Source organism: Salinicola sp. CR57 (assembly GCF_003206585.1).
In the GTDB taxonomy this organism is placed as follows: Bacteria; Pseudomonadota; Gammaproteobacteria; order Pseudomonadales; family Halomonadaceae; genus Salinicola; species Salinicola lusitanus.
Genome location: NZ_PZJL01000006.1, coordinates 373300 through 398189, shown reverse-complemented (window position 1 = coordinate 398189; position 24890 = coordinate 373300). Strand labels below are relative to the sequence as shown.

At 63.2% G+C, this 24890-nt stretch carries 20 protein-coding genes; 13 read left to right on the top strand and 7 right to left on the bottom strand.

Annotated features, from left to right (window positions below; genetic code table 11):
- Genes cyoB through cyoE form a run of 4 tightly spaced genes read left to right on the top strand, consistent with a single transcriptional unit; the run spans window position 1 to window position 3838 of the window.
- Entirely contained in the window at window positions 1-1983 is a 1983-nt protein-coding gene (gene cyoB, locus DOM56_RS11830) for a cytochrome o ubiquinol oxidase subunit I (protein WP_110708952.1), read from the top strand.
- 2 nt (window positions 1984-1985) lie between these two features.
- The gene (gene cyoC / locus DOM56_RS11825; RefSeq protein ID WP_110708950.1) at window positions 1986-2603 is read left to right on the top strand and encodes a cytochrome o ubiquinol oxidase subunit III; all 618 of its coding nucleotides are present in this window, start codon (window positions 1986-1988) and stop codon (window positions 2601-2603) included.
- A gap of 1 nt (window position 2604) precedes the next feature.
- A complete protein-coding gene (cyoD, locus tag DOM56_RS11820; RefSeq protein WP_110599682.1) occupies window positions 2605-2937 on the top strand; it encodes a cytochrome o ubiquinol oxidase subunit IV in 333 nt (110 codons plus the stop codon).
- Window positions 2938-2944: 7 nt separating this feature from the next.
- On the top strand, window positions 2945-3838 hold the full coding sequence (cyoE, locus tag DOM56_RS11815) for a heme o synthase (RefSeq protein ID WP_110599680.1): 894 nt from the start codon (window positions 2945-2947) through the stop codon (window positions 3836-3838).
- Between the two features lie 85 nt (window positions 3839-3923).
- On the opposite strand, the gene DOM56_RS11810 is transcribed toward cyoE, so the two are convergent.
- The 4 genes from DOM56_RS11810 to gorA form a co-directional block, all read right to left on the bottom strand.
- Window positions 3924-4319, bottom strand: a complete 396-nt coding sequence (locus DOM56_RS11810; RefSeq protein ID WP_110599678.1) for an ectoine synthase — start codon at window positions 4317-4319, stop codon at window positions 3924-3926.
- Between the two features lie 85 nt (window positions 4320-4404).
- On the bottom strand, window positions 4405-5670 hold the full coding sequence (ectB, locus tag DOM56_RS11805) for a diaminobutyrate--2-oxoglutarate transaminase (protein WP_110599676.1): 1266 nt from the start codon (window positions 5668-5670) through the stop codon (window positions 4405-4407).
- 50 nt (window positions 5671-5720) lie between these two features.
- Complete coding sequence (gene ectA / locus DOM56_RS11800; protein ID WP_110599674.1) at window positions 5721-6299, bottom strand: diaminobutyrate acetyltransferase; 579 nt, start codon at window positions 6297-6299, stop codon at window positions 5721-5723.
- A 356-nt stretch (window positions 6300-6655) separates the two neighbouring features.
- A complete protein-coding gene (gorA, locus tag DOM56_RS11795) occupies window positions 6656-8017 on the bottom strand; it encodes a glutathione-disulfide reductase (RefSeq protein WP_110708948.1) in 1362 nt (453 codons plus the stop codon).
- Between the two features lie 221 nt (window positions 8018-8238).
- Here gorA and DOM56_RS11790 point away from each other — a divergent pair, with 221 nt between their 5' ends.
- The 9 genes from DOM56_RS11790 to DOM56_RS11750 all read left to right on the top strand — a co-directional run bounded on the left by DOM56_RS11790 (window position 8239) and on the right by DOM56_RS11750 (window position 18139).
- The gene (locus DOM56_RS11790) at window positions 8239-8883 is read left to right on the top strand and encodes a carbonic anhydrase (RefSeq protein WP_110709371.1); all 645 of its coding nucleotides are present in this window, start codon (window positions 8239-8241) and stop codon (window positions 8881-8883) included.
- 233 nt (window positions 8884-9116) lie between these two features.
- Window positions 9117-10658: an ABC transporter substrate-binding protein gene (locus DOM56_RS11785; protein WP_198655767.1), complete on the top strand. Its 1542-nt coding sequence runs from the start codon at window positions 9117-9119 to the stop codon at window positions 10656-10658.
- Window positions 10655-11701 carry an ABC transporter permease gene (locus tag DOM56_RS11780; protein ID WP_110708944.1) on the top strand — a complete coding sequence of 349 codons (1047 nt, stop codon included), beginning with the start codon at window positions 10655-10657 and terminating at the stop codon, window positions 11699-11701. The genes DOM56_RS11785 and DOM56_RS11780 overlap by 4 nt, the downstream gene beginning before the upstream one ends.
- Entirely contained in the window at window positions 11698-12639 is a 942-nt protein-coding gene (locus DOM56_RS11775) for an ABC transporter permease (RefSeq protein ID WP_110708942.1), read from the top strand. Before DOM56_RS11780 ends, DOM56_RS11775 begins: the two co-directional genes overlap by 4 nt.
- Window positions 12640-12643: 4 nt before the next feature.
- A complete protein-coding gene (locus tag DOM56_RS11770) occupies window positions 12644-13660 on the top strand; it encodes an ABC transporter ATP-binding protein (RefSeq protein ID WP_110708940.1) in 1017 nt (338 codons plus the stop codon).
- Window positions 13657-14712 (top strand): oligopeptide/dipeptide ABC transporter ATP-binding protein, encoded by a 1056-nt coding sequence (locus DOM56_RS11765; protein ID WP_110708938.1) that lies wholly within the window; start codon window positions 13657-13659, stop codon window positions 14710-14712. The genes DOM56_RS11770 and DOM56_RS11765 overlap by 4 nt, the downstream gene beginning before the upstream one ends.
- 118 nt (window positions 14713-14830) lie before the next feature.
- Window positions 14831-15769 carry a LysR family transcriptional regulator gene (locus DOM56_RS11760; RefSeq protein WP_110708936.1) on the top strand — a complete coding sequence of 313 codons (939 nt, stop codon included), beginning with the start codon at window positions 14831-14833 and terminating at the stop codon, window positions 15767-15769.
- Window positions 15766-17103 (top strand): Xaa-Pro dipeptidase, encoded by a 1338-nt coding sequence (gene pepQ / locus DOM56_RS11755; protein WP_110708934.1) that lies wholly within the window; start codon window positions 15766-15768, stop codon window positions 17101-17103. Before DOM56_RS11760 ends, pepQ begins: the two co-directional genes overlap by 4 nt.
- 7 nt (window positions 17104-17110) lie before the next feature.
- The gene (locus DOM56_RS11750) at window positions 17111-18139 is read left to right on the top strand and encodes a hydrolase (protein WP_110708932.1); all 1029 of its coding nucleotides are present in this window, start codon (window positions 17111-17113) and stop codon (window positions 18137-18139) included.
- A 57-nt stretch (window positions 18140-18196) separates the two neighbouring features.
- Here DOM56_RS11750 and msrA read toward each other — a convergent pair whose 3' ends face one another.
- From msrA to DOM56_RS11735, 3 genes are all read right to left on the bottom strand, one after another.
- Window positions 18197-18835, bottom strand: coding sequence for a peptide-methionine (S)-S-oxide reductase MsrA (gene msrA / locus DOM56_RS11745; RefSeq protein ID WP_110708930.1), 639 nt, complete (start codon window positions 18833-18835; stop codon window positions 18197-18199).
- A gap of 68 nt (window positions 18836-18903) precedes the next feature.
- Window positions 18904-23082, bottom strand: coding sequence for a translocation/assembly module TamB domain-containing protein (locus DOM56_RS11740; protein ID WP_232822268.1), 4179 nt, complete (start codon window positions 23080-23082; stop codon window positions 18904-18906).
- Complete coding sequence (locus DOM56_RS11735) at window positions 23046-24887, bottom strand: autotransporter assembly complex family protein (protein WP_110708928.1); 1842 nt, start codon at window positions 24885-24887, stop codon at window positions 23046-23048. The genes DOM56_RS11740 and DOM56_RS11735 overlap by 37 nt, the downstream gene beginning before the upstream one ends.
- Between the last annotated feature and the right edge of the window lie 3 nt (window positions 24888-24890).

The following is a 24890-nucleotide window of genomic DNA, read 5'->3' as shown; positions in this document are numbered from 1 at the left end:
ATGTTCGGAAAACTCAGTTTAGATTCGATTCCATACCATGAGCCGATCATCATGGTCACCGCAGCGGTCATTGGTATCGTTGGTGCCCTGGTCGTCGGTCTGATTACCTACTATCGCAAGTGGGGCTATCTCTGGACCGAGTGGGTCACGTCCATCGATCACAAGAAGATCGGTGTGATGTACTTTCTGGTCGCGCTGGTGATGCTGATTCGCGGTTTCGCCGACGCTATCATGATGCGATCCCAGCAAGCCCTCGCGGCTGGCGGGGCCGAAGGGTTTCTGCCGCCCCACCACTATGATCAGATCTTCACCGCTCACGGCGTGATCATGATCTTCTTCGTCGCCATGCCCATGGTCATCGGCCTGATGAACCTGGTCGTGCCGCTGCAGATCGGTGCCCGCGACGTCGCCTTCCCGTTCATGAACAACCTGAGCTTCTGGCTGTTCGCGGCGGGCATGATCCTGGTCAACGTGTCGCTGGTCGTCGGCGAATTCGCCAAGACCGGGTGGCTGGCGTATGCCCCACTATCGGAGCTGCAATACAGTCCGGACGTCGGCGTCGATTACTGGATATGGGCGTTACAGCTATCGGGGATCGGGACGACGCTGACGGGTATCAACTTCTTCGTCACCATTCTCAAGATGCGCACCCAGGGCATGACGCTGTTTCGCATGCCGATCTTTACCTGGACGGCGCTTTGCACCAACGTCCTGATCATCCTGTCGTTCCCTATTCTGACCGCCACCATCGCCATGCTGACCCTGGATCGCTATCTGGGCATGCACTTCTTTACCAATGACATGGGCGGTAGCCAGATGATGTACGTCAACCTCATCTGGGCCTGGGGACATCCGGAAGTCTATATCCTGATCCTGCCGGCTTTCGGCGTCTTCTCCGAGGTCATCGCGACCTTCACCAAGAAGCGCCTGTTCGGCTACAAGACCATGGTCTGGGCGACCGCCGCGATCACCGTGCTCTCTTTCATCGTCTGGCTGCACCACTTCTTCACCATGGGCGCTGGCGCCAACGTCAATGCCTTCTTCGGCATCATGACGATGATCATCGCCATCCCGACCGGGGTGAAGATCTTCAACTGGCTGTTCACGATGTATCGTGGTCGTATCCAGTTCACTACACCGGTGCTGTGGACGATCGGCTTCATCATCACCTTTACCCTGGGTGGCATGACCGGCGTCATGCTGGCGGTACCGGGTGCCAACTTCGTGCTGCACAACAGCCTGTTCGTCATCGCCCACTTCCATAACGTCATCATCGGCGGCGTGGTCTTCGGCATGATGGCCGGCTTCACCTACTGGTTCCCGAAAGCGTTCGGCTTCACGCTGAGCGAGAAATGGGGCAAGCGCTCCTTCTGGTGCTGGCTGGTCGGCTTCTATCTGGCCTTCATGCCGCTCTACGCGCTGAGCTTCTTCGGTGCCATGCGTCGCATGCAGTCCTACGAGCAGACCGAGTGGCAGCCGCTGATGATCGTCGCCTGGTTCGGCGCCGTGGTCATCGCCGCCGGTATCGCCTGCATCGTGATCCAGCTGATCGTCAGTATCCGCGACCGTGAGAAAAATCGCGATCTGACCGGTGACCCGTGGGATGGTCGCACGCTGGAGTGGTCGACCTCCTCCCCGCCCCCGAACTACAACTTCGCCTATCTGCCCAAGGTCGATTCCATCGACAGCTACTGGGAGATGAAGCAGCAGCCGGGTGGCTTCAAACGGGAGCTCGCGACCAAGTTCGAGGACGTTCACATGCCCAAGAACACCGCGGAAGGTCCGATCCTGTCACTGTTCAGCCTATTCTTCGGCTTCGCGCTGATCTGGCACATCTGGTGGCTGGTCGGCCTGGGCGCGATCGGCATGTTCGTGACGTTCATGTTCCGTATCTTCAACAAGGATACCGACTACCACGTCAGCGCTGCCGAGGTCGAAAAGACCGAGCGTGAATACCACAAACGGTTGGAGATGCAGGCTTAATCATGGCAACCGACACACTCAAGCAGCACGACGCTCATGCCCACGACGGGCATGAGCACCACGACGCCGGTGCAATGAAGGTCTTCGGGTTCTGGATCTACCTGATGAGCGACCTGGTGATCTTCGGCACCCTGTTCGCGACCTTCGGCGTGCTGGCCACGGCCACCGCCGGCGGCCCCACGTCTCAGGAAATCTTCGAACTGCCCTTCGTGCTGGTCGAAACCTTCCTGCTGTTGATCAGTAGTTTCACCTTCGGTCTGGCAGTCCTGGCTCAGAACGCCGGCGATCGCGGTGCCGTACTCAAGTGGCTCGCCGTCACTTTCCTGCTCGGCTTCGGCTTCGTCGCGATGGAGGTGTACGAGTTCCATCACCTCATCGCCCAGGGCCACGGTCCGGATCGCAGCGCCTTCCTGTCGGCCTTCTTCACGCTGGTCGGCACCCACGGCCTGCACGTGACGTTCGGTCTGATCTGGATCGCGATCATGTTCTTCCAGATCTCCAAGCAGGGTCTGGACAGCGTGACCAAGCCACGCATGCTGTGCCTCAGCCTGTTCTGGCACTTTCTGGACATCGTCTGGATCTGTGTCTTCTCGTTCGTCTACCTGATGGGAGCCATGTGATATGAGCGACATTCATACCTCGCACGACGGCGCCAGTCACGGCAGCTACAAGTCCTATACCATTGGGCTGGTTCTCTCGATCGTGCTGACGCTGATTGCGTTCGGTGTCGTCATGACCGGCAGCTTCAGCCTTCCGGTCATGATGGTGACGGTGGTGGTCACCGCCGTGATCCAGGTGCTAGTGCAGCTGATTCTCTTCATGCACCTGAACACCAAGGCCGAAGGTGGCTGGAACGTGATTTCCTTCGTGTTCACCATCGGCATCTTGACGCTGATCGTTGGTGGTTCGCTTTGGATCATGCACAACATCCACGTCAACATGATGCTGGGCTAGCCTGCAAATGGCCTTGAAGCCTTATTTGCTGCTTACCAAGCCCGGCATCATCTTCGGCAATCTCGTCACAGTCATCGGCGGCTACTTTCTGGCCGCCGGTGGCCGTTTCGAACCGTGGCTGTTTCTGGCGGCAGTGCTTGGCACATCGCTCGTGGTCGCTTCGGGTTGCGTCTTCAACAACGTGATCGATCGCGATATCGACGGGCATATGGCCAGGACGCAGTCCCGCGCCATGGTGACCGGCGAGATATCGATCCCGATTGCCCTGCTGCTCGGCGGCTTGCTGGGTTTCGCCGGCTTCGGCTTGCTGGCATGGATGACGACCCCTTTGGCGACCGGATTCGCCGCCTTCGGGTTCGCCATCTACGTCGGTGCGTATAGCCTCTATCTCAAACGACACTCGGTCTACAGCACCCTGATCGGAAGTCTCTCCGGCGCCTCGCCGCCGGTGATCGGCTATTGCGCAGTGACGGGGCAGTTCGATCTGGGCGCCCTGCTGCTGCTGATCATCTTCAGCATGTGGCAGATGCCGCACTCCTATGCGATCGCCATTTTCCGCTTCGACGACTACGCGTCGGCGTCGATTCCGGTTCTGCCGGTGAAATGCGGCATCGCCGTGGCCAAGCGACATATCGTGATCTATACGGCACTGTTCGTGGTCGCGTCGGTGATGCTTTCGGTATCCGGCTACACTGGCTGGGCATACGCCATCGTCGCCGTCGCCGTCGGGGCGTACTGGTTCGGCATCACTCTCAAGGGATATCGCGCCACCAATGATGGAGCCTGGGCTCGCAAGGTGTTCGGTATCTCGATCCTCGTGGTGACGGCCCTTAGCGTGATGATGTCCGTGGACAGCCGCGTGCCGATGACCGAGTCGCTGGTTTCGTTCGCCTTGCGTTGACGAGGCAGTCTAGAGCCAAAAAAAGACCGCCTCGGCGGTCTTTTTTCTTCTGCGGGTGCGCAGGCGCACCGACCTGCTGTCGATGTCAGTCGTCGGCCGGCGCGTAGGAACCGTCTTCGCGATGGACTTCGCGGCCGGTGAGTGCCGGGCTGAAGACGCAAGCCACGGTCATGCCCTTCTCCTTGCCACGCAGCCAATGCTCGTCGTGCTGATCCAGCAGGTACATGTCGCCGGCCTTGATCTTGTGGATCTTGCCATCGGCAATGGTTTCCACCTCACCCTCACCTTCGTAGCAGAATACCGCCTCGATGTGATTCTTGTAGTGGATGTGGGTTTCCGTACCCGGATGAATACGAGTGATATTGAACGAGAAACCGCAATTGTCATCGGCCAGCATCAGCCGAGTGCTGTCCCAGTTACCGTTTTCCGCCTTGACGAAACGATCGGTTTTCCGGCATTCCTCGAGATTACGTACGATCATCGATAACAACTCCTTGGTGAGTGACTGCTGCTGAAAAAATGGGAGAGCGGCCCAGAGGCCGCTCGAGACCGTCGATAATCGAGACTCAGGCGAAAGCTTCTCTGGCACTGCGCTCCAGGATGTCCAGCCCTTCCAACAGATCCTCGTCGGTGATGACCAGCGGGCAGAGGCACTTGATGACCTGCCCGTCCTGGCCAGCGGTCTCGATGACCAGACCATTTTCGAAGGCTTTCGCCGTGATCTTGTCGGCGATGTCGCCATCGCCCACATCGATACCGCGCATCAGGCCGCGGCCACGCTCGCTCGCGGGGTAGCCCATCTCGGTCAATGAGGCGGCGATTCGGGCAAACCGCTCCTCGACGATGCGGCCTTTGCGCTGGACGTCACGCTCGAACTTGTCGTCGCTCCAGAAGTGGCGCAGCGCCGCGGCAGCGGTCACGAACGCCATGTTGAAGCCACGGAAGGTGCCGTTGTATTGACCTGGCTTCCACTTGTCCAGTTCCGGGCGCATCAACACGTGCGCGAACGGCAGGCCGTAGGCGGACAGCGATTTCGAGTTGGTGATGATGTCGGGCACGATGCCGGCATGCTCGAAGCTGAAGAACTTGCCGGTACGGCCGCATCCCGCCTGGATATCATCGACGATCAGCAGGATATCGTGGGCCCGGCAGATGCTCTCGAGGCGTTTCAGCCAGTCCAGGCCGGCCGGGTTGATGCCGCCCTCGCCCTGGACCGTCTCGATGATCACGCCAGCGGGCACGTCCAGCCCGCCCGACTTGTCGCCCAGCAGTTTCTCGAAATAGTCGAGCGTGTCGGTGCCTTCGCCGAGATAGCCGTCGAACGGCATGAAGCTGGCGCCCTGAGTCGGGATGCCGCCGGTCGCTTCGCGGAACTTGCGATTTCCCGTGGTCGCCAACGCTCCCATGGTGACGCCATGGAAGCCGTTGGTGAAGGTGACGATGTTGTGGCGCCCCTTGGCGACACGAGCCAGTCGGATGGCCGCCTCGACCGCATTGGTGCCCGTGGGGCCAGGCAGGTGGACCTTGTAGTCCAGGCCGCGCGGCTTGAAGATCACCTCTTCCAGGGTTTCCAGATAGTCGCGTTTGGCCGCGGTCCACATGTCGAGGCCGTGGACGATGCCATTCGACGTGATGTACTCGACCAGCGCTTGCTGGAGTTTCGGATGGTTGTGACCGTAGTTCAGCGTGCCGGCGCCGGCGAGAAAATCGATGTACTCGCGGCCATCTTCCGCGGTCAACCGTGCGCCCTGCGCCTTGGTGAAGACGATGGGAAAGGAGCGAGAATAGGTCCGGACTTCGGATTCCATGCGTTCGAGAATCTGGGTCTGCATACAACCTCCCTGGTTGGCGATGCGTGATGAGGTGCGGATCGAGATCCGCCCTAGATGCGTTGCGGGTCGAACGGGCCGATTCGGACGAGATTCTCCGGATCGTGCTCGCCGCCCAGTTGATCGGTCGAAAAATATTCGCGGCTGATGAGCGGCGCCTGCCAGCGGTCCGCAAGACGCCTGAACAATCCCCACGAGGCCTGGTTGTCGGGGGTGATCGTGGTCTCCAGATGATTCAGGCTGGCGAGTTCCGGGCGGGTCAGCACGGCTTCGACGAGGCGCCGCGCCAGGCCGGTTCCGCGTGCCTTCTCGCCCACCGCGACCTGCCACAGGAAGTAGATGTCGGGTGCGGCGGCCTTGACGTAGCCGGAAACGAACCCAACGATTTCGCCCTCTTCCGTCGTGGCGACGGCACAGCTGTCACGGAACTGGGTCGCGAGCAGCAGATAGGCGTATCCGGAATTGACATCCAGTGGCGGGCAAGCCTTCACCAGTTCATAGATTCCCCATCCGTCTTCCGTCGTGGGTTTGCGAATGAACAAGGGCATGTCTGGCTTGCCCACGACGGCATCGGCAACCGTCGGTCGTGCCAGATCTGCCGAAGGGGTGAACGCCGGGTTGGGATTGGTCATCGTCATCATCATTATGGCGAAAGTGGGAACAAGGATAACAGCGTGCCGGAGATGCTTCAAACGGCAGGTTATTTTCCAGCGCTGAATCAATAAATATTATTTATACGGGTAGCTCTAGCCTTCTGGCTATTGAGTCTAGACGAGAAGCGGAAAAAGGTGTGGCAAAGCGGGAAACCCTGGAAGAGCGACCGAAAGACGGCCCTTCGCTGAGAACGGTACGAGCGCGAGCGATGCAAGGGGTGCGGAAAAGCGGGTTCCGGTGCCACCACTGGGGGAGCGACCGGCAGACGGTCCTGGCGTGAAACGACAATGACCGCCTCAGCGGCGGTCATTGAAAGGCAGCCGATTCGAGGCGATCAGCGTCGCGTGACGCTTCGCATGGTGACGAACTCCTCCGCCGCGGTCGGGTGAATACCCACCGTGACATCGAAGTCTGCCTTGGTCAGGCGGGCGCGCACGGCAATCGCGATACCTTGAATGGTCTCCCCTGCCTCGTCGCCAACCATATGGGCCCCGACGACGCGATCGCTGGCGTCATCGACCACCAGCTTCATCAGGCAACGCTCGTCACTGCCGGAAAGCGTATGCTTCATCGGGCGAAAATCGGCGCTGTAGACGCGAATCGCATCGAACCGGGCCCGAGCCTCCTCTTCCGAGAGACCGACAGTACCGATGTTGGGATGGCAGAACACCGCTGTCGCGATATTCTCGTAGTCGAGCGGCGGCGGCGTCTTGTTACCGAAATGGTGTTGAACCAGGTGCATCGCTTCTGCCAGCGCGACGGGCGTCAACTCGGGACCTCCGGTGACGTCTCCCAGCGCGAGGATCGAGGGTACGGAGGACTCGAAACGCTCGTTGACCTTGAGCGTGCCGTCGGTGTCGAGCTGGACACCGAGCGCTTCCAGTCCCAGACCCTCGAGATGCGGACGGCGACCCGTGGCGGCCAGCACCGCATCCACCTCGAGCCGGTCGCCGTTGGTCAATGTCACTTCGAGTCCGCCCTCGACCTGGCGAATGCGTTCGATGTTGGTCTCGAAGTGCAGGTTGACGCCTTTTTTCGCCATCTCGTCACGGGTGAATTCGCGCACCTCCTGGTCGAATCCCCGCAGGAACAGCTCGCCGCGATAGATCAGGTGGGTGTCCGCCCCCAGCCCGTTGAAGATACTGGCGAACTCGACGGCGATATAGCCACCGCCCAATACCAGGAAGCGTCGAGGGAAGCTGTCGAGATCGAACACCTGGTTGGAGTTGACGGTGAGTTCGCTTCCCTCGAACTCCGGTGTCCACGGCCAGCCGCCGACAGCGACCAGTATCTTCTCGGCGGTGATACGCTCGCCGTTGACCTCGACGGCGTTGGCATCGACGACCTTGGCGCGACCGTTGATGAGCTTGACACCGGCGCCGTCCAGCAAGCGGCCGTAGATGCCGTTGAGACGCTTGATTTCTTCGATCTTGTTGTCGCGCAGCGTGGCCCAGTCGAACTGCGGTGATGCGGGAATCGTCCAGCCGAAACCGCGGCTATCCTCGAAAGCATCGTGAAAATGCGCGGCGTAGGAGTAGAGCTTCTTCGGCACGCAACCCACGTTGACGCAGGTGCCACCGAGATAGCGGTCCTCGGCAACGGCAACCCTGGCGCCGGTCGCTGCAGCCGTACGCGCAGCGCGGACGCCCCCCGACCCGGCTCCTATCACGAAAAGGTCGTAATCGTAACTCGCCACTGTGAGACTCCTCGAGAAAATGTTGGGGCGATCATACCAGCCCGGCGTCGACGTCGGAAAAGGCCAAGGCTATCGGTGTGATATAGAAAATGCTTTGGTGCTATGGGGCTGGCGCTCGCGTGGTCGACCGGGCGACTTCGAAAATGGCGACGGATGGCCTAGAATCGCTGGTTCGATCGCGAACCAGTGGTTCGTCCACCCCCCACTATCAGGTTACCGTCATGAACGATATCCAGACTCTTCTCGAGCAGAACCGGCACTGGGCCGACGGGATTCAGCTGCGCGATCCAAACTTTTTCGCTCGACTCTCTCAACAGCAGAATCCCGACTATCTCTGGATCGGTTGCTCCGACAGCCGAGTGCCCGCCAATCAGATCGTGGATCTGCCACCCGGCGAGGTGTTCGTTCACCGCAATGTCGCCAACCTGATCTATCACAATGACATGAATGCGCTGTCGGTCATCCAGTTCGCCGTCGACGTGCTCAAGGTCAAGCACATCATGGTCGTGGGACATTACGGCTGTGGCGGCGTCAAGGCGGCGATCACCGGTGGCGAGCATGGCATCGTCGATTACTGGCTCAACAGCGTCAGCGAACTCTACCAGCAGCTCGGGCCGGAGATGGAGCCGCTCTCACTGGACGAGCGGGTCGACCGTCTGTGTGAGCACAACGTGCGGCTTCAGGTCGCCAACTTGTGTCGCACCAAGATCATCCAGCGGGCGTGGGAGCGAGAGCAGCCGTTGTCGGTACATGGCTGGGTCTACGGGCTCAAGGATGGCCGCGTCAACGACCTGGGTTGCACCGTCTCCCGTGCCGATGAGACCGGGACCATCCGTATCCAGCCGACCATTCCCGCCCAGGGCTGATCGCTCTCCGTCGGGCCTGGGCCGTCGCGGCGCGGCGTTCACCGCCGCTATTCATCAACTGAATGGCGCGTAACAACATTTCGATTGGGCTGGCCGACCATCCATCAGTAAGGTGGTGATCGACAGGCTCGGTTTCAGCCCGATCGATCCGGTAATGACGTTCAATAACAATAGCGGAACCCGCAATGCGTCTCACAACGTTCCTGCTCGGCCTGGTGGTCGGGGGGCTGCTGATGCCTCTCTCGACGGGGGCCGCGCTGGCCGACGACAGCCCCATCACGCTCAGGGTCGCCTACGATACCGACCCGGTATCGCTGGACATCCACGAACAGCTCTCCATTGGCATGCTTCAACTGTCGCACCTGGCCTTCGATCCGCTGGTTCGCTGGAATCGCGAGCTCGATTTCGAGCCTCGCCTCGCCACCCGCTGGGAGCAGCTCGACGATACGACCATGCGCTTCCATCTACGCCACGGCGTCACCTTCCACAGCGGCAATGCGTTCACCGCCAAGGATGTCGTCTGGACGCTGCACCGGCTGCAGCGGAGCCCGGACTTCCGGGCCATCTTCGCGCCGATAAGCCGGGTAGAAGCCGTGGACGCGTTCACCGTGGACCTGGAAACGCGTCAGCCTTACCCGCTATTGCTCAACCTTGCGACCTATATCTTCCCGATGGACAGTCAGTTCTACTCCGGCACCTCGGCCGAGGGGCTCGACAAGAGCGATATCGTCAAGAACGGCAATTCATTTGCCTCGAGTCACCTGTCGGGTACCGGTCCCTTCGAGGTCTTGAAACGCCAGCCCGGCGCCAGGATAGAGTTCGAGCGGTTCCCGGACTACTGGGACACCGACTCCCCCGGCAATGTCGAGCGTCTGGTGATGACACCCATCGCCGAGAACGCCACCCGCGTCGCCGCCTTGCTCTCCGGCGACGTCGATTTCATCTCCCCGGTCCCGTTCAATGCAGTCCAGCGACTTCGTCACGCCGAAGGGGTCAAGCTGGTCACCATGCCCGGCACCCGCATCACCATGCTGCAGCTCAACGAGCAGCGGGTAGCGGCCTTTCGCGACCGGCGCGTGCGCCTCGCCTTCGCCTACGCGGTCAACCAGACCGCCATCGCCGAGCGCCTGCTGAAGGGGTTTGCGACTCCCGCGGCCCAGATGTCACCCGAGGGATACGAGGGCCATGTCCCGACGCTGATCCCGCGCCACGATCTCGCCAAGGCTCGCGAGCTGATGCGCGAAGCTGGTTATAGCGATGGATTCTCAGTCACCCTGATGGCGCCCAACAACCGCTACGTCAACGATGCCCAGACCGCCCAGGTGGCGCTGGCGATCGCCGCGATGCTGGCCAAGATCAACGTCACCGTCGAGTTCGAGACCCTGCCCAAGAACCAGTACTGGGCCGAGTACGACAACCGCGCGGCCGACATGATGATGATGGGGTGGTATTCGGATACCGGCGACTCCGCCAACTTCTTCGAGTACCTGACCTTCTGTCCCGACGCCGAGACCGGCGCCGGTCAGTACAATGCCAGCGAGTACTGCAATCCACGGATCGATGCGCTGGTGAAGCGGGCAAACCTCACCATGCAGCCGGCGGCGCGAGCCCGGCTACTACAGCAGGCCGAGCAGGAGATTCACGACGAAGCCCCGTTCATCCCTCTGTACTGGCAGAATCTCGCCTGGGCGGCGGCCGATCGCGTCGATGTTGCACCGGTGCTCAACGTGATGAACATGCCCTACCTGGGTGACGTGGTGGTCCAGCCCCGATGATATTCTTCTTGATGCGCCGGCTGTTGCAGGCCGTGGCGGTGATGTTCGTCATCAGCCTGATCGGATTCGCCATTCAGGACGGATTGGGAGATCCCGTTAGGCAGCTACTGGGGCCGACGGCGACCGACGCCGAGTCGGCGGCACTGCGACACTCGCTCGGTCTGGATCGGCCGCTGTGGCTGCAGTACCTGGATTTCGCCGGCGACGCCGTGAAGTTGAACTTCGGCAACTCCTATTTCTTCCATGAGCCCGCACTCCATGTCATCGCGCGCTACCTTCCGGCCACCCTGGAGCTGGTTGCCGCCAGTGCGGTGATCACCCTGCTGCTGTCGATACCGATGGGCATCTTCTGCGCGATCCGGCCTCGCAGCTGGCTGTCGCGGGGACTGATGGGGCTATCGCTGATCGGTATCTCGGTACCGGTCTTCCTGAGCGCCATGGTGCTGATCCAGCTCTTCTCGATCGGCGTCCAGGTGGCGCTGTTTCCCACGGATACCGGCTGGGGGCAGTGGCTCAACCAGTTGCTCTCCATCCAGGGCGGGATGCCGGCCTACGGCCGAGGCAACCCCGTCCACGTCTGGGGTGTCTGGTACACCAACTTCGCCTCGTGGCAGGGGCTTCTCTATCTGCTGCTTCCCGCCCTCTCCCTGGCGTTCGTCATGCTGCCGCTGTTCGTCCGTCTCATTCATGCCGAAATGCTGGAAGTGCTGGAGTCGGACTACGTGAAGTACGCCAGGGCCAGGGGCTTGCGACCGTCACGGATCTACTTCCTGCATGCGCTCAAGAACACCTTGCTGACCGTGGTGACCCTCGGCGGGGTCCAGATCGGTACGCTGGTGGCCTATACCCTGCTGACGGAGACCGTGTTCCAGTGGCCCGGCGCCGGTCTGATGTTCCTCGATGCCATCGAGCGAGCCGACATGCCGCTGATCGTTGCCTACCTGATGGTGGTCGGGCTGATGTTCGTGGTGACCAATACCCTCGTCGACCTGCTCTACCGGGCCCTGAATCCACGGGTAACGCTGGGCGGGAGGCCCGCATGAGTTTCGAGAACGGCTCCCTATCCACGACATGGCGCCGCTTCCGCGACTCCTATTTTCTCTACCGGCTGCAGCGAGACCGGCGCGCCCAGATCTGTCTGCTGCTGTTCGGGTTGCTGATGATCGGATTGCTGCTGGCCCCGTGGATCGCCCCGAGCAATCCCTACAACCTGGCCCAGATCAACCTGCTCGATTCCGAGCTGCCCCCGTTCTGGATCGTCGGCAGTGAGCCTGGCCACCCGCTGGGTACCGATGCCCAGGGGCGGGATCTGCTGTCGACCATGCTGTACGGCGCTCGCGTCTCGCTGGCGATCGGCTTCGGAGCGGTGCTCGTTCAATCCCTGTTGGGGACGGCGCTGGGCCTGCTTGCGGGCTATCGAGGGGGTGTCGTCGACGCGCTGCTGATGCGGATGGCCGATATCCAGCTATCGTTCTCGACCCTGATGATGGCCATCGTCGTCGGTGCCGTGGTCAAGGCGGCCTTTGGCGGCGCGTTCTACGGCGATTATGGCATCGCGATCCTGATCACGATCATCGGGCTGAGCGAGTGGCCGCAGTATGCCCGCACGGTGAGGGCCAGCGTGCTGGCGGAGAAAAGCAAGGAGTACGTCGAGGCGGCCCGAGTGCTGGGTTTCTCCAGCTACCGCATCATGTGGCGGCACATTCTGCCCAATACCCTCTCGCCGATCCTGGTGCTCTCCACGGTCCAGATCGCCAACGCCATCATGGCCGAAGCGGCGCTGTCGTTTCTGGGCCTGGGCATGCCCGAGACCGAGCCGTCGCTGGGGTCGCTGATCAAGTCCGGGTTCGACTACCTGCAGTCCGGCTCCTGGTGGATCACGCTGCTGCCCGGCCTGTTTCTGGTGCTGCTGGTGCTGGTCGTCAACCTGCTGGGGGACTGGTTGCGCGATACGATGAATCCCCGTCTCTACAAGGGTTAAGGGCATGGCGCTGCTGGAAGTGGAGCATCTCGATGTGCGTTTTCCGTTGAGGCACGGCGAGATCCGCGCGGTGCGCGACGTGAGCTTCGCGCTGGATCGCGGCGAGCGGCTGGGAATCGTGGGCGAATCCGGCGCCGGCAAGTCGGTGCTCGCCTTCAGCCTGCTGAGACTGCTCTCCCGCCCGGGACGTATCGCCCGGGGCCAGGTTCGCTTCGAGGGGCAGGAACTGACCCAGCTGTCCGATCGCCAGCTGCGCCGGATCCGGGGTAACCGGGTGGCGATGATCTTCCAGGATCCGCTGACGACGCTCAATCCGGTGCTGACCATCGGCCAGCAGATGATCGAGAGCCTGAAGGCGCACCGTCGGATCTCCTCCCGTCGCGCCAGGAGCGTGGCCCTGCACAAGCTGCGCCAGGTCCAGGTGTCGTCTCCCGAGCAACGCCTGGCGCAGTATCCGCACCAGTTGTCCGGTGGTCTCTGTCAGCGGGTCGTCATCGCCATCGCCCTGCTGCTCGACCCCGACATCATCATCGCCGACGAACCCACCACCGCGCTCGATGTCACCATCCAGGCGGAGATCATCGCCCTGCTCAAGCACCTGTGCGAGAAACACAATGTCGGCCTGATCGTGATCTCCCATGACCTGGGGGTCATCGGTCGGCTGACGCAGCGGCTGCTGGTGATGTACGCGGGCCGCATCGTCGAGCAGGGGCCGACGCGAGAGATCATCAACGACGCCCAGCACCCCTACACCCAGGGCTTGATCAACGCCCTGCCCCAGATGGCACTACCCCGGCAGCCACTGGCCCAGATTCCCGGCAACATGCCGAGTCTTTCCCAGGTGCCGGCTGGATGCGCCTTCCATCCACGCTGTCGCTACCGCCTCACGCCCCAGGGCCAGCCTCGCCGGGATTGCAGCGAACGGGTTCCCGAGGCCGTCGTCTCCGGCGAGAGCCAGGTCGCCTGCCACTGGGTGCGGGAACTGATAGCCACCCTGCCCATCGAGGAGGAGGCAACATGACACCGGCCGATTCGCTGCAGACGCTGGGTCGTGCCGCCGACGCGCCGACGCCGCTGCTCAGGGTCCAAGGGCTCAGCAAGCGCTTCGCGCTGCATCCGGAACGCCTGTTGCCTTGGCGATTCGACAAGCGCTCCCGCGCCTGGCGACGTCAACGAATTCATGCGGTCAACGGTGTCGATCTGGAGATTCAGCGTGGCGATGCGCTCTGCGTGGTGGGCGAATCGGGATGTGGCAAGTCGACCCTGGCGCGTCTGATCACGGGGCTGCTGGCCCCCTGCAGCGGCGAAGTGCATTACGACGGCCAGCGTGTCGATCATCTGACGGCGAGTCAGTGGCGACCCTATCGTCGGCGCTTGCAGATGATCTTTCAGAACCCCTTTGCCTCGCTCAATCCTCGCTTGACGGTACGCCAGGCGCTCGAGGAGCCCATTCGCCTTCACCACGCCGACTGGTCTCGCGCCCGGGTGCGCGCCAGCGCCGATGCGCTGATGGCCGACGTGGGGATCGACCTTGGCTGGAGCGAGCGATTTGCGCACGAGTTCTCCGGCGGCCAACGACAGCGTATCGCCATCGCCCGGGCCCTCAGCGTGAACCCGGAGTTCATCATTGCCGACGAGCCCGTCTCCGCCCTGGACGTCTCCGTGCAGGCCCAGATCCTGAACCTGCTCATGGACGCCCAGGCGGAACGTCGCCTGACCTATCTGTTGATCACCCACGATCTGGCGGTCGTCGAGCATTTCGCCACCCGAGTCGCGGTGATGTACCTGGGCACGATCTGCGAGCTGGCAGACGCCGATACGCTGTTCGCCAATCCCCGGCATCCCTACTCCCGAGCGCTATTGGCGGCGAGCCCCAGGCTGCAGGATGGGCACGCCCCGCCATTGCGCCTGAACGGTGAGACCTCGATGCCGATCGAGCCGCCGAGCGGTTGTGTGTTTCGCGCCCGCTGTCCGCACGCCAATAGCCGCTGTCAGCGCGAGCGTCCATCGCCACAGACACTCTCCGAGGGCCATCGGATCGCCTGCCATGCCGTCGAGGAGGGCCGAATCTGATGATGGTCCCCAATAGGCGGCCCCGGGCCCATCGGGTAGGCTGTCCCGGATCGACGCCACGCTATGCCAACACGCCGCCCGGTGCCTCGCAACAGCAGGATCCACGATAGAGAAAGCCATGGAACTACGTTGGCTAGAGGATTTCATCGTCCTGGCCGAAACGCGTCATTTCTCACGCGCTGCCGATCAGCAGAACGTCACCCAGCCGACCTTCTCGCGACGCATCAAACTGCTCGAAGAGTCGATGGGGACGACGCTGATCAACCGCCAGACGCTGCCGCTCAGCCTGACTCCGGCCGGCGAGGAGTTCCTGATCCTGTGTCAGCAGATCACCGAGCGGGTGCGGGTGACACGGGAGCGACTGAAGAACCTCGGCCATGAAGACGCCCGCCGCATCAAGCTCGCTGCGCCGCAGAGTCTGATCACGCATTTCGTCCCGGGTTGGCTGGAGGCCCACGCCCTTCATGCCCAGGTGGAGCCTTACCTGCGAGCCACGAGCTGGCTGATCGGGGAATATTTCCAGGCGCTCGAACGCGGCGAGGTGGATCTGGCGCTGTGCTACTGGCCGGAGAGCCGCACGGCGCTGGACCTCGACCTCGGGGGCGTACGCTATCTCGAGATCGGTGAAGAGCGACTGGTGCCCGTCAGCCTGGCCAATCTCGACGGCCAACCGCGCTTCATGCTGCCGGGCAGCAAGCGTGAGCCGGTACCGCACATCGCCTATCACCCCAGCGGCCTGATCGCGGCGGCGCTGCAGGCGCATTGGGGTCGTTCGCGACAGGAAGTCCACCTGGCCACGCTCAACGAAAACATCCAGACGTCCAACATTCGCGAACTGGTGCAGCAGGGCTACGGGCTCGGATGGCTACCCTGGCGCACCGTTCGCCACCTACTCGAGGCCGGCGAGCTGACCCGGGCCGGCGATCAGCGCTGGGACGTGCCGCTGTCGCTGCGCCTCTATTTTCGTCACGATAGCCGTCACCCCTCACTGCCGGGGCTGCTGCAGCAGCTCACCACCGGCTCGATGACAACGTCAACGACAGGACACGCGCCATGAGCTCTCAAACCGCTAGCGCCGAGACACGCCAACGCAACCATCTGGAACGCCTGGAGGCTGCCTACGCCAACATCCTGGCCACTCAGGGGTTCGACGCCGTGCTCATCTACAGCGGCCATGCCGGCGTTCATTTTGCCGACGATCAGGAGGCCTCTTTCAGGAGCTATGGACACTTCGTCCACTGGACCGGTGCGAGCCACCACCAGCATGACTGGTTGTTGATCCAGCCAGGCAGCATGCCCCGCTGGTATTACTACGCCCCGGCGGACTTCTGGCATCTCTCGACGCCGGCGCCGACGGGCGTGCTGGCACAGATGATGACGCTGGAGCCGTTACGTGACATCGGCTGGCCGCCGCCGCGCCAGATCTCCGCACGGCGACTGGCGGTGATCGGCAACGTGGATGCCTCGGCGATGCCACTGGGCGCCGAACTCAACCCACCGGCACTGCTGGCGGCACTGGACGAACTCCGCATGCGCAAGGACGATCACGAACGTCATTGCCTGTTCGTCGCCAACCAGTGGGCCCTGGCGGGCCACGAGGCGGCCCGTGCCGCCTTCGCCGATGGTGCCGGCGAACTCGACATCCAGCTCGCCTACCTTGCCGCGACCCGTCAGCGCGAATCCCAGGTTCCCTACCAGAACATCATCGGCATCAATCACCATGCCGGTACCCTTCACTATCAGCACTACGACCTGGAAGCGCCCGAGATGCCGCGTTCGCTGCTGGTCGACGCAGGACATGCCCATGCCGGTTACGCGGCGGACATCACCCGTACCTGGGCATCCACCCACGCCGACCCACTATTCGAGCGCCTCCTCGAGGGCGTCATCGACTATCAACAGCGACTCATTGCCCGCCTCTCCCCGGGCCTGTCGTTCGTCGATCTGCATCGGGAAATGCACTGCCATCTGGCCGAGCTGCTGGTGGAGACTCGCCTGGTCACGCTCAGCGCCGAGGCCGCGGTAGCGTGCGGCCTGACCCGGGCGTTCTGCCCCCATGGGCTGGGGCACAGCCTGGGAATTCAGGTTCACGACGTGGCTGGGCGCCAGCGCGATGACCGGGGAACGCCGCTGCCACCGCCGGCGGAGGACCCAGCCCTGCGCCTGACACGAACGCTCGATGCCGGCATGGTCGTTACCATCGAGCCCGGACTCTACGTGATCCCGATGCTGCTGGAGCCGTTCCGGGACGGTGCCCAGCGCGACGCGGTCGACTGGGCAGCCATCGATCGCCTGCAGGATCATGGCGGCATCCGTATCGAGGATAACGTGATCATCACTACCGATGGTCACGACAACCTGACCCAGGGCACATCCGTCGTCGAGGGCTGAGCTCGCCATGGCAAGCACGATCGTAGCGGCCGACTTCCGGGCGCCGGCGGGATTGCGCAACGCCCACGTTCAGACGCTGCTGCCCCGGATCCTGCCCGGGCGAAAGCTGGCGCGAGAGACCGAAATCGTCGATCTGCCGGATGGCGATTTCGTGGAGCTGGCCTGGGCTCGGCCGGCCCCATCGCGAGACGATGCGCCGATATTCCTGCTGTTTCACGGCCTGGAGGGATCCTTCGACTCCCCCTATGCCCGCGAGCTGCTCCACGCGGCGGCGGCAATGGGATGGCGCGCCGTGCTGATGCATTTTCGCGGCTGCGGGCAGACACCCAATCGACTGCCGCGGGCCTACCATTCCGGTGATACCGCCGATGCGTACTGGATCGTGGGGCAACTGGCACAGCGCTATCCCCAGGCGCTGATGGTGGCCGCCGGCGTTTCGCTGGGTGCCAACATGCTGCTGAAACTGGTTGCCGAACAGGGGGGCGACGGCCTGCCGCTGGCGGGGGCCATCGCGATCAATGCGCCGCTGGATCTGGCGGCGAGCGCGGACACCCTCAACCGCGGCATCTCCCGCCTCTATCAACGCTATCTGCTGCGCCAGCTCAAGCACAAGGTGCTGACCCGGCTACAGACGACGCCGCTGCCGCTCAAGATCAACGCGGGCCAGATTCGTCGGCTGAACAGTTTCTGGGCCTACGACAATGACGTTACCGCCCCGCTGCATGGATTCCGTTCCGCGAGCGACTACTATCGCCGGGCATCGGCTGGCCCGCTGCTGGGCGAGATCGAGCTGCCGACATTGATCCTGCATGCGGCAGACGACCCATTCATGCCGGGAGACCTGTTCTCGCGGCTACCGCCACCCTCGCCATCGGTCCGGGTCGAGATCGCCCGTCATGGCGGACATGTCGGTTACGTGGAGCGACGCGGTGGACGCCTTCGCTCCTGGCTGACGCGCCGCATCGAGCAACAGTTGCGACAGTGGGCGCCACGCCAACTCGAGCGAGCGACGCCCTCTCACCTGCCCTATCCGTAGAACCGGTGGACAGCGGCGCCGGAGGGCGGCTGTCGGAGGATGGCGCCCGGCTCCCGGTCAAGCCGGGATCGGGCAGGTCACGCCAGTTCCCTTCAAGCCACAATAGCCGTTGGGATTCTTGGCCAGATACTGCTGATGATACTCCTCGGCATAATAGAACGTCTCCAGCGGGCGGATCTCGGTGGTGATCGTTCCGAGCCCCTGCGACCGCAGCGCTGCCTGGTATTCGTCTCGGCTCTGCTCCGCCGTCGCTCGCTGCGACTCGTTGGTGGTGTAGATCGCCGAACGGTACTGGGTACCGAGATCGTTGCCCTGACGCATACCCTGGGTCGGATCATGGGCTTCCCAGAACGTGCCCAGCAGCGACTCGAGGGTGATCCGCGACGGGTCGTAGACGACCATCACGACTTCGGCATGCCCGGTCTTCCCGGTACAGGTCTCTTCGTAGGTCGGATTGGGCGTGATCCCGCCGGCATAACCCACCGCCGTGACGGTCACGCCATCCAACTCCCAGAACAGCCGCTCGGCGCCCCAGAAGCACCCGAGCCCCAGCACGATCTGCTCGGTGCCGGCCGGGAAAGGCGGCAGCATCGAGACGCCAGTGAGCAGATGTTCTCCGCGGATTTCGAGGGGGGTGTCGCGGCCCGGCAGCGCTGTCTCCGCGGTCGGCAGTGAATCGGAACGTCGTTGAAACATGGCTTGCCTCCGAATGATCGAGGCCGGCGTGCGCTGAGGGCGCACGCCGGACGTGTCGATTGAGCGGGTCAACGGCTGTTGGCGCGACCCAGGCTAAAGGTGTAGATCAGATCGACGGCCTGCGCCGCCCCGGAAACGGCCTGCAGGTACAGATTCTGGATCAGGCGGTAACGCAGGGTCAGCTCGGCGATGGGAGAGAATATGCCGACGCCATAGCTTACCTTCAAGTCGTCGAAGACGTAGCCGCTGACCACGACCTGGCTGTCGTCGCCCGATCCCGAGGCATCGAGGCTCAGGTCCTGAACGCCGAACGCCTGGCCTACCTGACCCACGGCGCTGCCGGTCTGCGAAAGCGAGAGTCCGATCAGCGCCGAGGTCAGGGCGTCGTCTCCACTACCCGAGTCCTCGGGTGCCCGGCCTCTCAGGATGTAGGAGAGCGCCCGGCTCTCGGTCATCGCCGGCTCGGAGAAGATCGTCAGGCGCGGCGCGGAAGCGGAGCCCGTCACCCGCAAGCCCGCGATCACATCGTCTTCGGTGGTATCCGGGTTGCGGATGGCTTCGAACTGCAGGCTTGGCTGCGACGCTGGCCCGCTGAACAGCACCTGGCCCTGCCGAATGATGAGATCCTGGCCGAAGGAGGTGTAGGTACCATCGACCAGGTTTACATCGCCATACAACTGAACCGGGCCGGTGCCCTGGCGGACCTGAAGTTCGCCCCGCAGGCCGGCTTCCAGCCCATAGGCCTCCAACTTCATGTCGGGCCCCAGGTGCAGATTGACCCGAACGTCGAGCTGCATCCCCGCATCGGCCAGAGCCTGGGCAGTGCCGGCACCCTCGTCGTTCTGGCGGGCGGCGGCAGCGGCCTGCTGCTGCCGGTCCTCCTCCTCGGTAATCACGACGGTGTCGCTGCTGGGCGCCTGGGCGGACGAGGGAATCTGGCCGATCTCCAGGCGTGCCCACGGTACGCTCACGTCGCCCCGAACCTGCAAGCGCTGTGGCATCGCCCGAATCTGCAGGTCCGGCGCTATCCGCAGACGCCCATAGGCCGGCATCGCGACCATGAGCGGAGACTGGGTACCATCGATATCGACATTGGCCCTCCACTCTTCGGGCTGCTGCCAATTGGCGTCGCCGGTCAGGTCGAGCCGGCCATCCTCACTCTGAACGAAGCCTTGCAGTGTCGATGACTGGCCCCGCAGTGCCAGCGTCAGTTGTCCATCGGTCACCGCCACCGGAGATACGCCGCCCTTGACCCTGACGCCGTCGATCGTAACGTTGCCATTCAGGGCCGGCATCGCCACCGTGCCACCCAGCGACACGTCGCCATTGATGGCGCCCTCCAACTGGTCGATCCCGGATATCAGTGGCCGATAGGGACTGAAGCGAAGGTCGCTCATCTGCAGACGCCCCTGCAGGTTGCCTTGCCCCGCCGGATCGTCGATCCGAGCCTGCAACTGCACCTGCCCGGCATCTTCCAACTGGAGGTCGAGTTGCGTCTGGGCTCGCTGCTGGTCGGCGTCCAGCGACAGAGAGATCGTCGCCGCCGGCACTTGCCAGGGAGCCCCCCTCGCGTCGACACCGCTGACATCGATGCGACTATCGATATCGGCCGTGGCGGCCCAGGCCTGGCCGCCGCGTGACCAGCTGGCAACCACGTTGCCGCCGGTCTGGCCATCGACTTGCCACCCGCTCGGCATGAAATCGTTGAGCAGCGCCATCGGGACGTCATCGATCGAGAGCGCAGCGCGCCCCTGCGCGGCCGACGCGTTCATGCGCTCGGTCAGGCAGAGCGCGCCGCCCTGCTGGCGATCGAGACAGAACGGCGAGATCGTCGCACTGGCGTTGGTCAGGTTGGCGCTGAAGTCCAGCGAGTCGCGCAGGGCGATGTCGCCGTAGTCGGTCGATGCCGAGAGCCGGGAGAATGCTCCCCGATAGTTCTGGAACGCGCTGTCCAGGCCACCCTGCAACCTCACCGAGGCCTGCGAGACCGGTAGGCCCTCACCGCCACTGACGTCGAGTGCCAGTTGATGTCGCGACAGTCGCCCCTGGAGGTCCAGATCGACGCTCCGAAGCTGCTGTCCGCCGGCCTGGACGCCGCTGGCGTTCAAGTTGACGTCGAACTGCGGGTCCTGCGTACCGGTGGAGTTGGCCTTCAGCACCAACTGCTCGAGACGGTTCTCCGCGTATCCAACATTGCTGCCTTGCAGGTCGACCGTGATCTGCGGCCTCGCCAGCGTGCCGCGCCCTTGGAACTGGCCGCGCAGCGCCCCCGACAGGTCTGGCAAGATCGTGCCCAACGCCGGAGCATCGATCCGGCCATCGATAGCGAGATGGTCGTCGACGCGGCCGCTGGCGGTCACGCGATTGTCACCCTGACGAAAATCGAGTGCGCGGATGTCCCACTGGTTATCGCTGTTGCCGTCGAGACGCGCATTCAGCTTGAGTGCGCGCTGCTGCAGCCGGCCATCGATCGCCAGTTGCGGCACCGACAGCTGCCAGCCGCCGTCGTCGCGCATGGCGAAGGCCGCACGGGCCTGGCCGTTCAATTGCCCTGTCACGGCCTGGGTGAACGCCTCCAGCGGAAGCTGCTCGAAATCCAGGTTCACGCTGGCCGAGAGAGCCGGGGTCCAGCGTACCGTCCCCTGGCTGTTGAGCTGGCCGCCCTCGGCTGCCAGCCGCATCGGTTGCCAGCGGAAATGATCGAGGTCCCCTTCGCCGGCGACACTTAGTGTCACCGGGGGCAGGCCCTCGCCCTGACCGGCAAGGTCGACGCTGGCACGATAGTCGTCGAGTCGACCCTCGACAGCCAGCGTCAGGTGGTCAAGCTGGTACTGCGCTGGGGTCTGCTCGACCGGCTTGATGCCGCGAAGCTCGCGGGCACTCAGGATCGCGACCTCATCGAGTCCGCCTTCCAGATCGGTGAGCGGCGCAAAGGGCCGCGCGGCCAGCGGCCAGCGCACTCGCTTGGCATTGACGTTCACCGAAAACGGCAATCCTGGCGCGAACGCCTGGAGTCGCGCATCGATTGCGGCCTCGGCATTGCCGGCCGTGCGTAGCCGGATGTCCAGGTCGGCCAGGGTGCCGTTGGCGTCGAGCGATAGTGTCTGGCCATAGATCGGCGCTCGGGTAATGCGCCCCTGCAGCGACAGCGAGAGCGGAACATCCCCTTGCAGCTCGGCACTGGCGGTAAGTTCGGCGTGGCCATCGGGCGCATCCACCATCAACCGGTGAATCTCGACCCGGCGGTCGACCGCGGAGGCCGACAGCGCCAACCGGTTGAGATGCTGCGGGCTCGGTCCCTCGAGTTGCAGGTCGCTGACCGTCAGGTCCGGTATCTCGACCTCCAGCGGCAGCTGGATATCGGGCAGCCGATCCCGGATCTCCCGCAGGCTCTGCTCGATGCGCTGAACCCGCGCATCGGTCTGCTCGGCACTACCGTCGGCAACGTTGGCAGCCGCCGCCAGGGTCAATGGTGTCAGCGCGATGGCGACCGGGGCATCGGGAACGGCGGCCAGCGCCGCGGCATCCGTCAACGGCGTGGAGACCTTGGCTCCGCCGTCATTGGCGCTGTCGCCATCGACCGTGTTGATGGCGACCGACACATCGATGGCATCCGGGCTCAAGACGCCGCTGCCCAGGTCGGGCGTTGCCAGCGTCAGGCCTGGGCTCTCGAGAAGTGCAATGCGAGTCCGCTCCAAGGTCGTTGGGAGCAGTTTCAGGTGGTTGCCGGCCATCTCGGCACCGGTCTGGAAATGATCCCAGTGCACGTTGGTACCGTCGGCGAGCTGAATGCCGATGTCGTCCAGGCGCACTTGGCGAATCTCGATGGGCAGCGGCACGGAGATCGACGGGATGCCACCCCCTTGGGCCGCACCCGGCTCGGGGGTCGGTTGCGATTCGCTCTCACCCAGTCGAATTCGCGCCCCCGTGATCGTCAGATCGTCCAGGCAAACCCGTCCCTTGAGCAGGCAGTCGTCCGCCCAAGCCAAGTGGAGATGATCCACGGACAGGTCCAATGCACCGGCAGACAGGCGCAGACCGTCGACGGTCAACTCGTCGAGCGGCGCGCCTTCGAAACGTTGCGCCTCGACCCAGCCTCTTGACTGGGCCTGCTCGAACAGCCATTGGCTACCCCAGGGGGACAATCCCAACCCGGCCAGCGTTAGAACCAGACCCAGCAGCCACAGGATCAGGAACAGCAGTAGCCGAATCAGAACTCCGGTCCGATGGAGAAATGAAGACGCCAAGAGTCCTCCTCGTCGTCAAACGGGTGGGCGATATCGAAACGGATCGGCCCAACGGGTGAAATCCAGCGCACGCCGACGCCGGCGCCGGTCTTGAGCTCATCGGGCCACCACTCGTCGAAGGCGTTGCCGGTATCGACGAAGGTCGCGCTCCAGAAATTGCCGGTCAGATGGCGTTGATACTCGATGCTGCTGGTCAACATGTGCTGCCCGCCTAGCAGCTCGCCATCGTCGTTTTCCGGTGACAGGCTCTCGTAGGAGTAGCCGCGTATGCTCTGATCGCCACCGGCGAAGAAGCGCAGCGAGGGGGGGATCTTGTCGAAGGTGTTGGTCGCCATGGCACCACCACCGATACGCCCGACGAAGCGGTTCTCGCTGCCGAGCATCCGCACCCACTGGGAGTTGAAGGTGGTGCGCACGAAGCGGGCGTCCGACCCCCACGAAGGGTCGGACCATTCCAGGGTGAGTTCCTGCTTGTCGCCCCAGCTCGGGAAGATCGGGTTGCGTTTGCGCGTTCGCGACCAGCTGATGCCGGGATAGAGCAGCAGCACCGCGTCGTTCTGATCGGCCTGGGTGAAATCCTCGTAGGTGGTCTGCCAGTAGAGATCCTGGATCCAGCCGTTGGAAAACTCCCAGTGGCGGGCCAACTGCACCGAGCTCTCGAAGCTCTTGGTATCCTCGTTGTCGATATTCTTTAGCCCGTAACGAACCCGGTAGCTGTCTCTCAGCGGGTTCTCCAGCGGGATCCTGTACTCCCCCGAAAAGCGCTGTTCGGGGGCAGAGAGATAGAGCGAGTTGGTCAGGCTGTGACCATAGCGATTTAGCCAGGGCATGGTCCAGGAGAACTGAGTTCGCGGGCCCACGTCGGTGGCGTAGCCGACACCGACCTCGAACTGATGGCGGTCGGCCGGTGTCAGTTCGACATCGACCGGAACCACCGTGGGCTGGCTGTCGGTCAACTCGCGGGCCATGCTCAGCCCCGGCCCGCCGAGCACACTGGACGGGTCGGCGGTGGTATCGCGCCCGGTCGACTCACTCCACCACTGGCTGGGGACCGTGGATGCGGCCTCCTCGTTCACGCGCGGGCGCACCGCTACGCCGGCAAACCAGTCGGTCTGGCCGAGATTCTGGTTGAGCGTGGCGAGATCACCCGCGAGATACGGGTCGCCAGGTTCGAAGGGAACCATGTTTTGCAGCCGATGCGGTTCGATCTGGCTCCCTCGGAAGTGCACGTGCCCGAAACGATAGCGTGGACCACTATCGAGATCGAGAAAAATGCGGGCGCTCTCTTCCCAGGGTCGCACCTCGATTCGTTGTTGACGGAAACGAGAGTTGAAGTAGCCTCGCTCCAGCGCCAGGGTCGACAACTTGCCCTTGAAACCATCGTAGCGAGAGTGCAGCAGCGGGTCGCCGACCTTGAGCGGATTCGAGCGCATCACCTCCTCGAACGCTTCATCCTGCCTGGCGTCGCCCTCCAGCTTGACGTCTACCTGGGTGATCTTGGTGCGCTCGCCCGGCTCGACATCGATCACGACCCGCCGATTGTCCGCATCGGGATAATGGGTGGCCAGTTTGGCGTTGTAGTAGCCAAAGGCCTGTAGCGCCTGCTGGGCACGGTTCCTCACCACCCCGTCCAAGCGTTCCCGGGTCGCCTGGCTGTCGGGTTCGAGTTCGGACAAGATGTTGACCACGTTCTCCGCCGGAGGTCCGCTCAATCCCTTGACCGTCACACCGAGTGCCCAGGCATGCCCCGCGGCGGGCAACGCCAGGCAAAAGAGTCCCATCCGTAGGACCTTGACTTGCCGCATGAG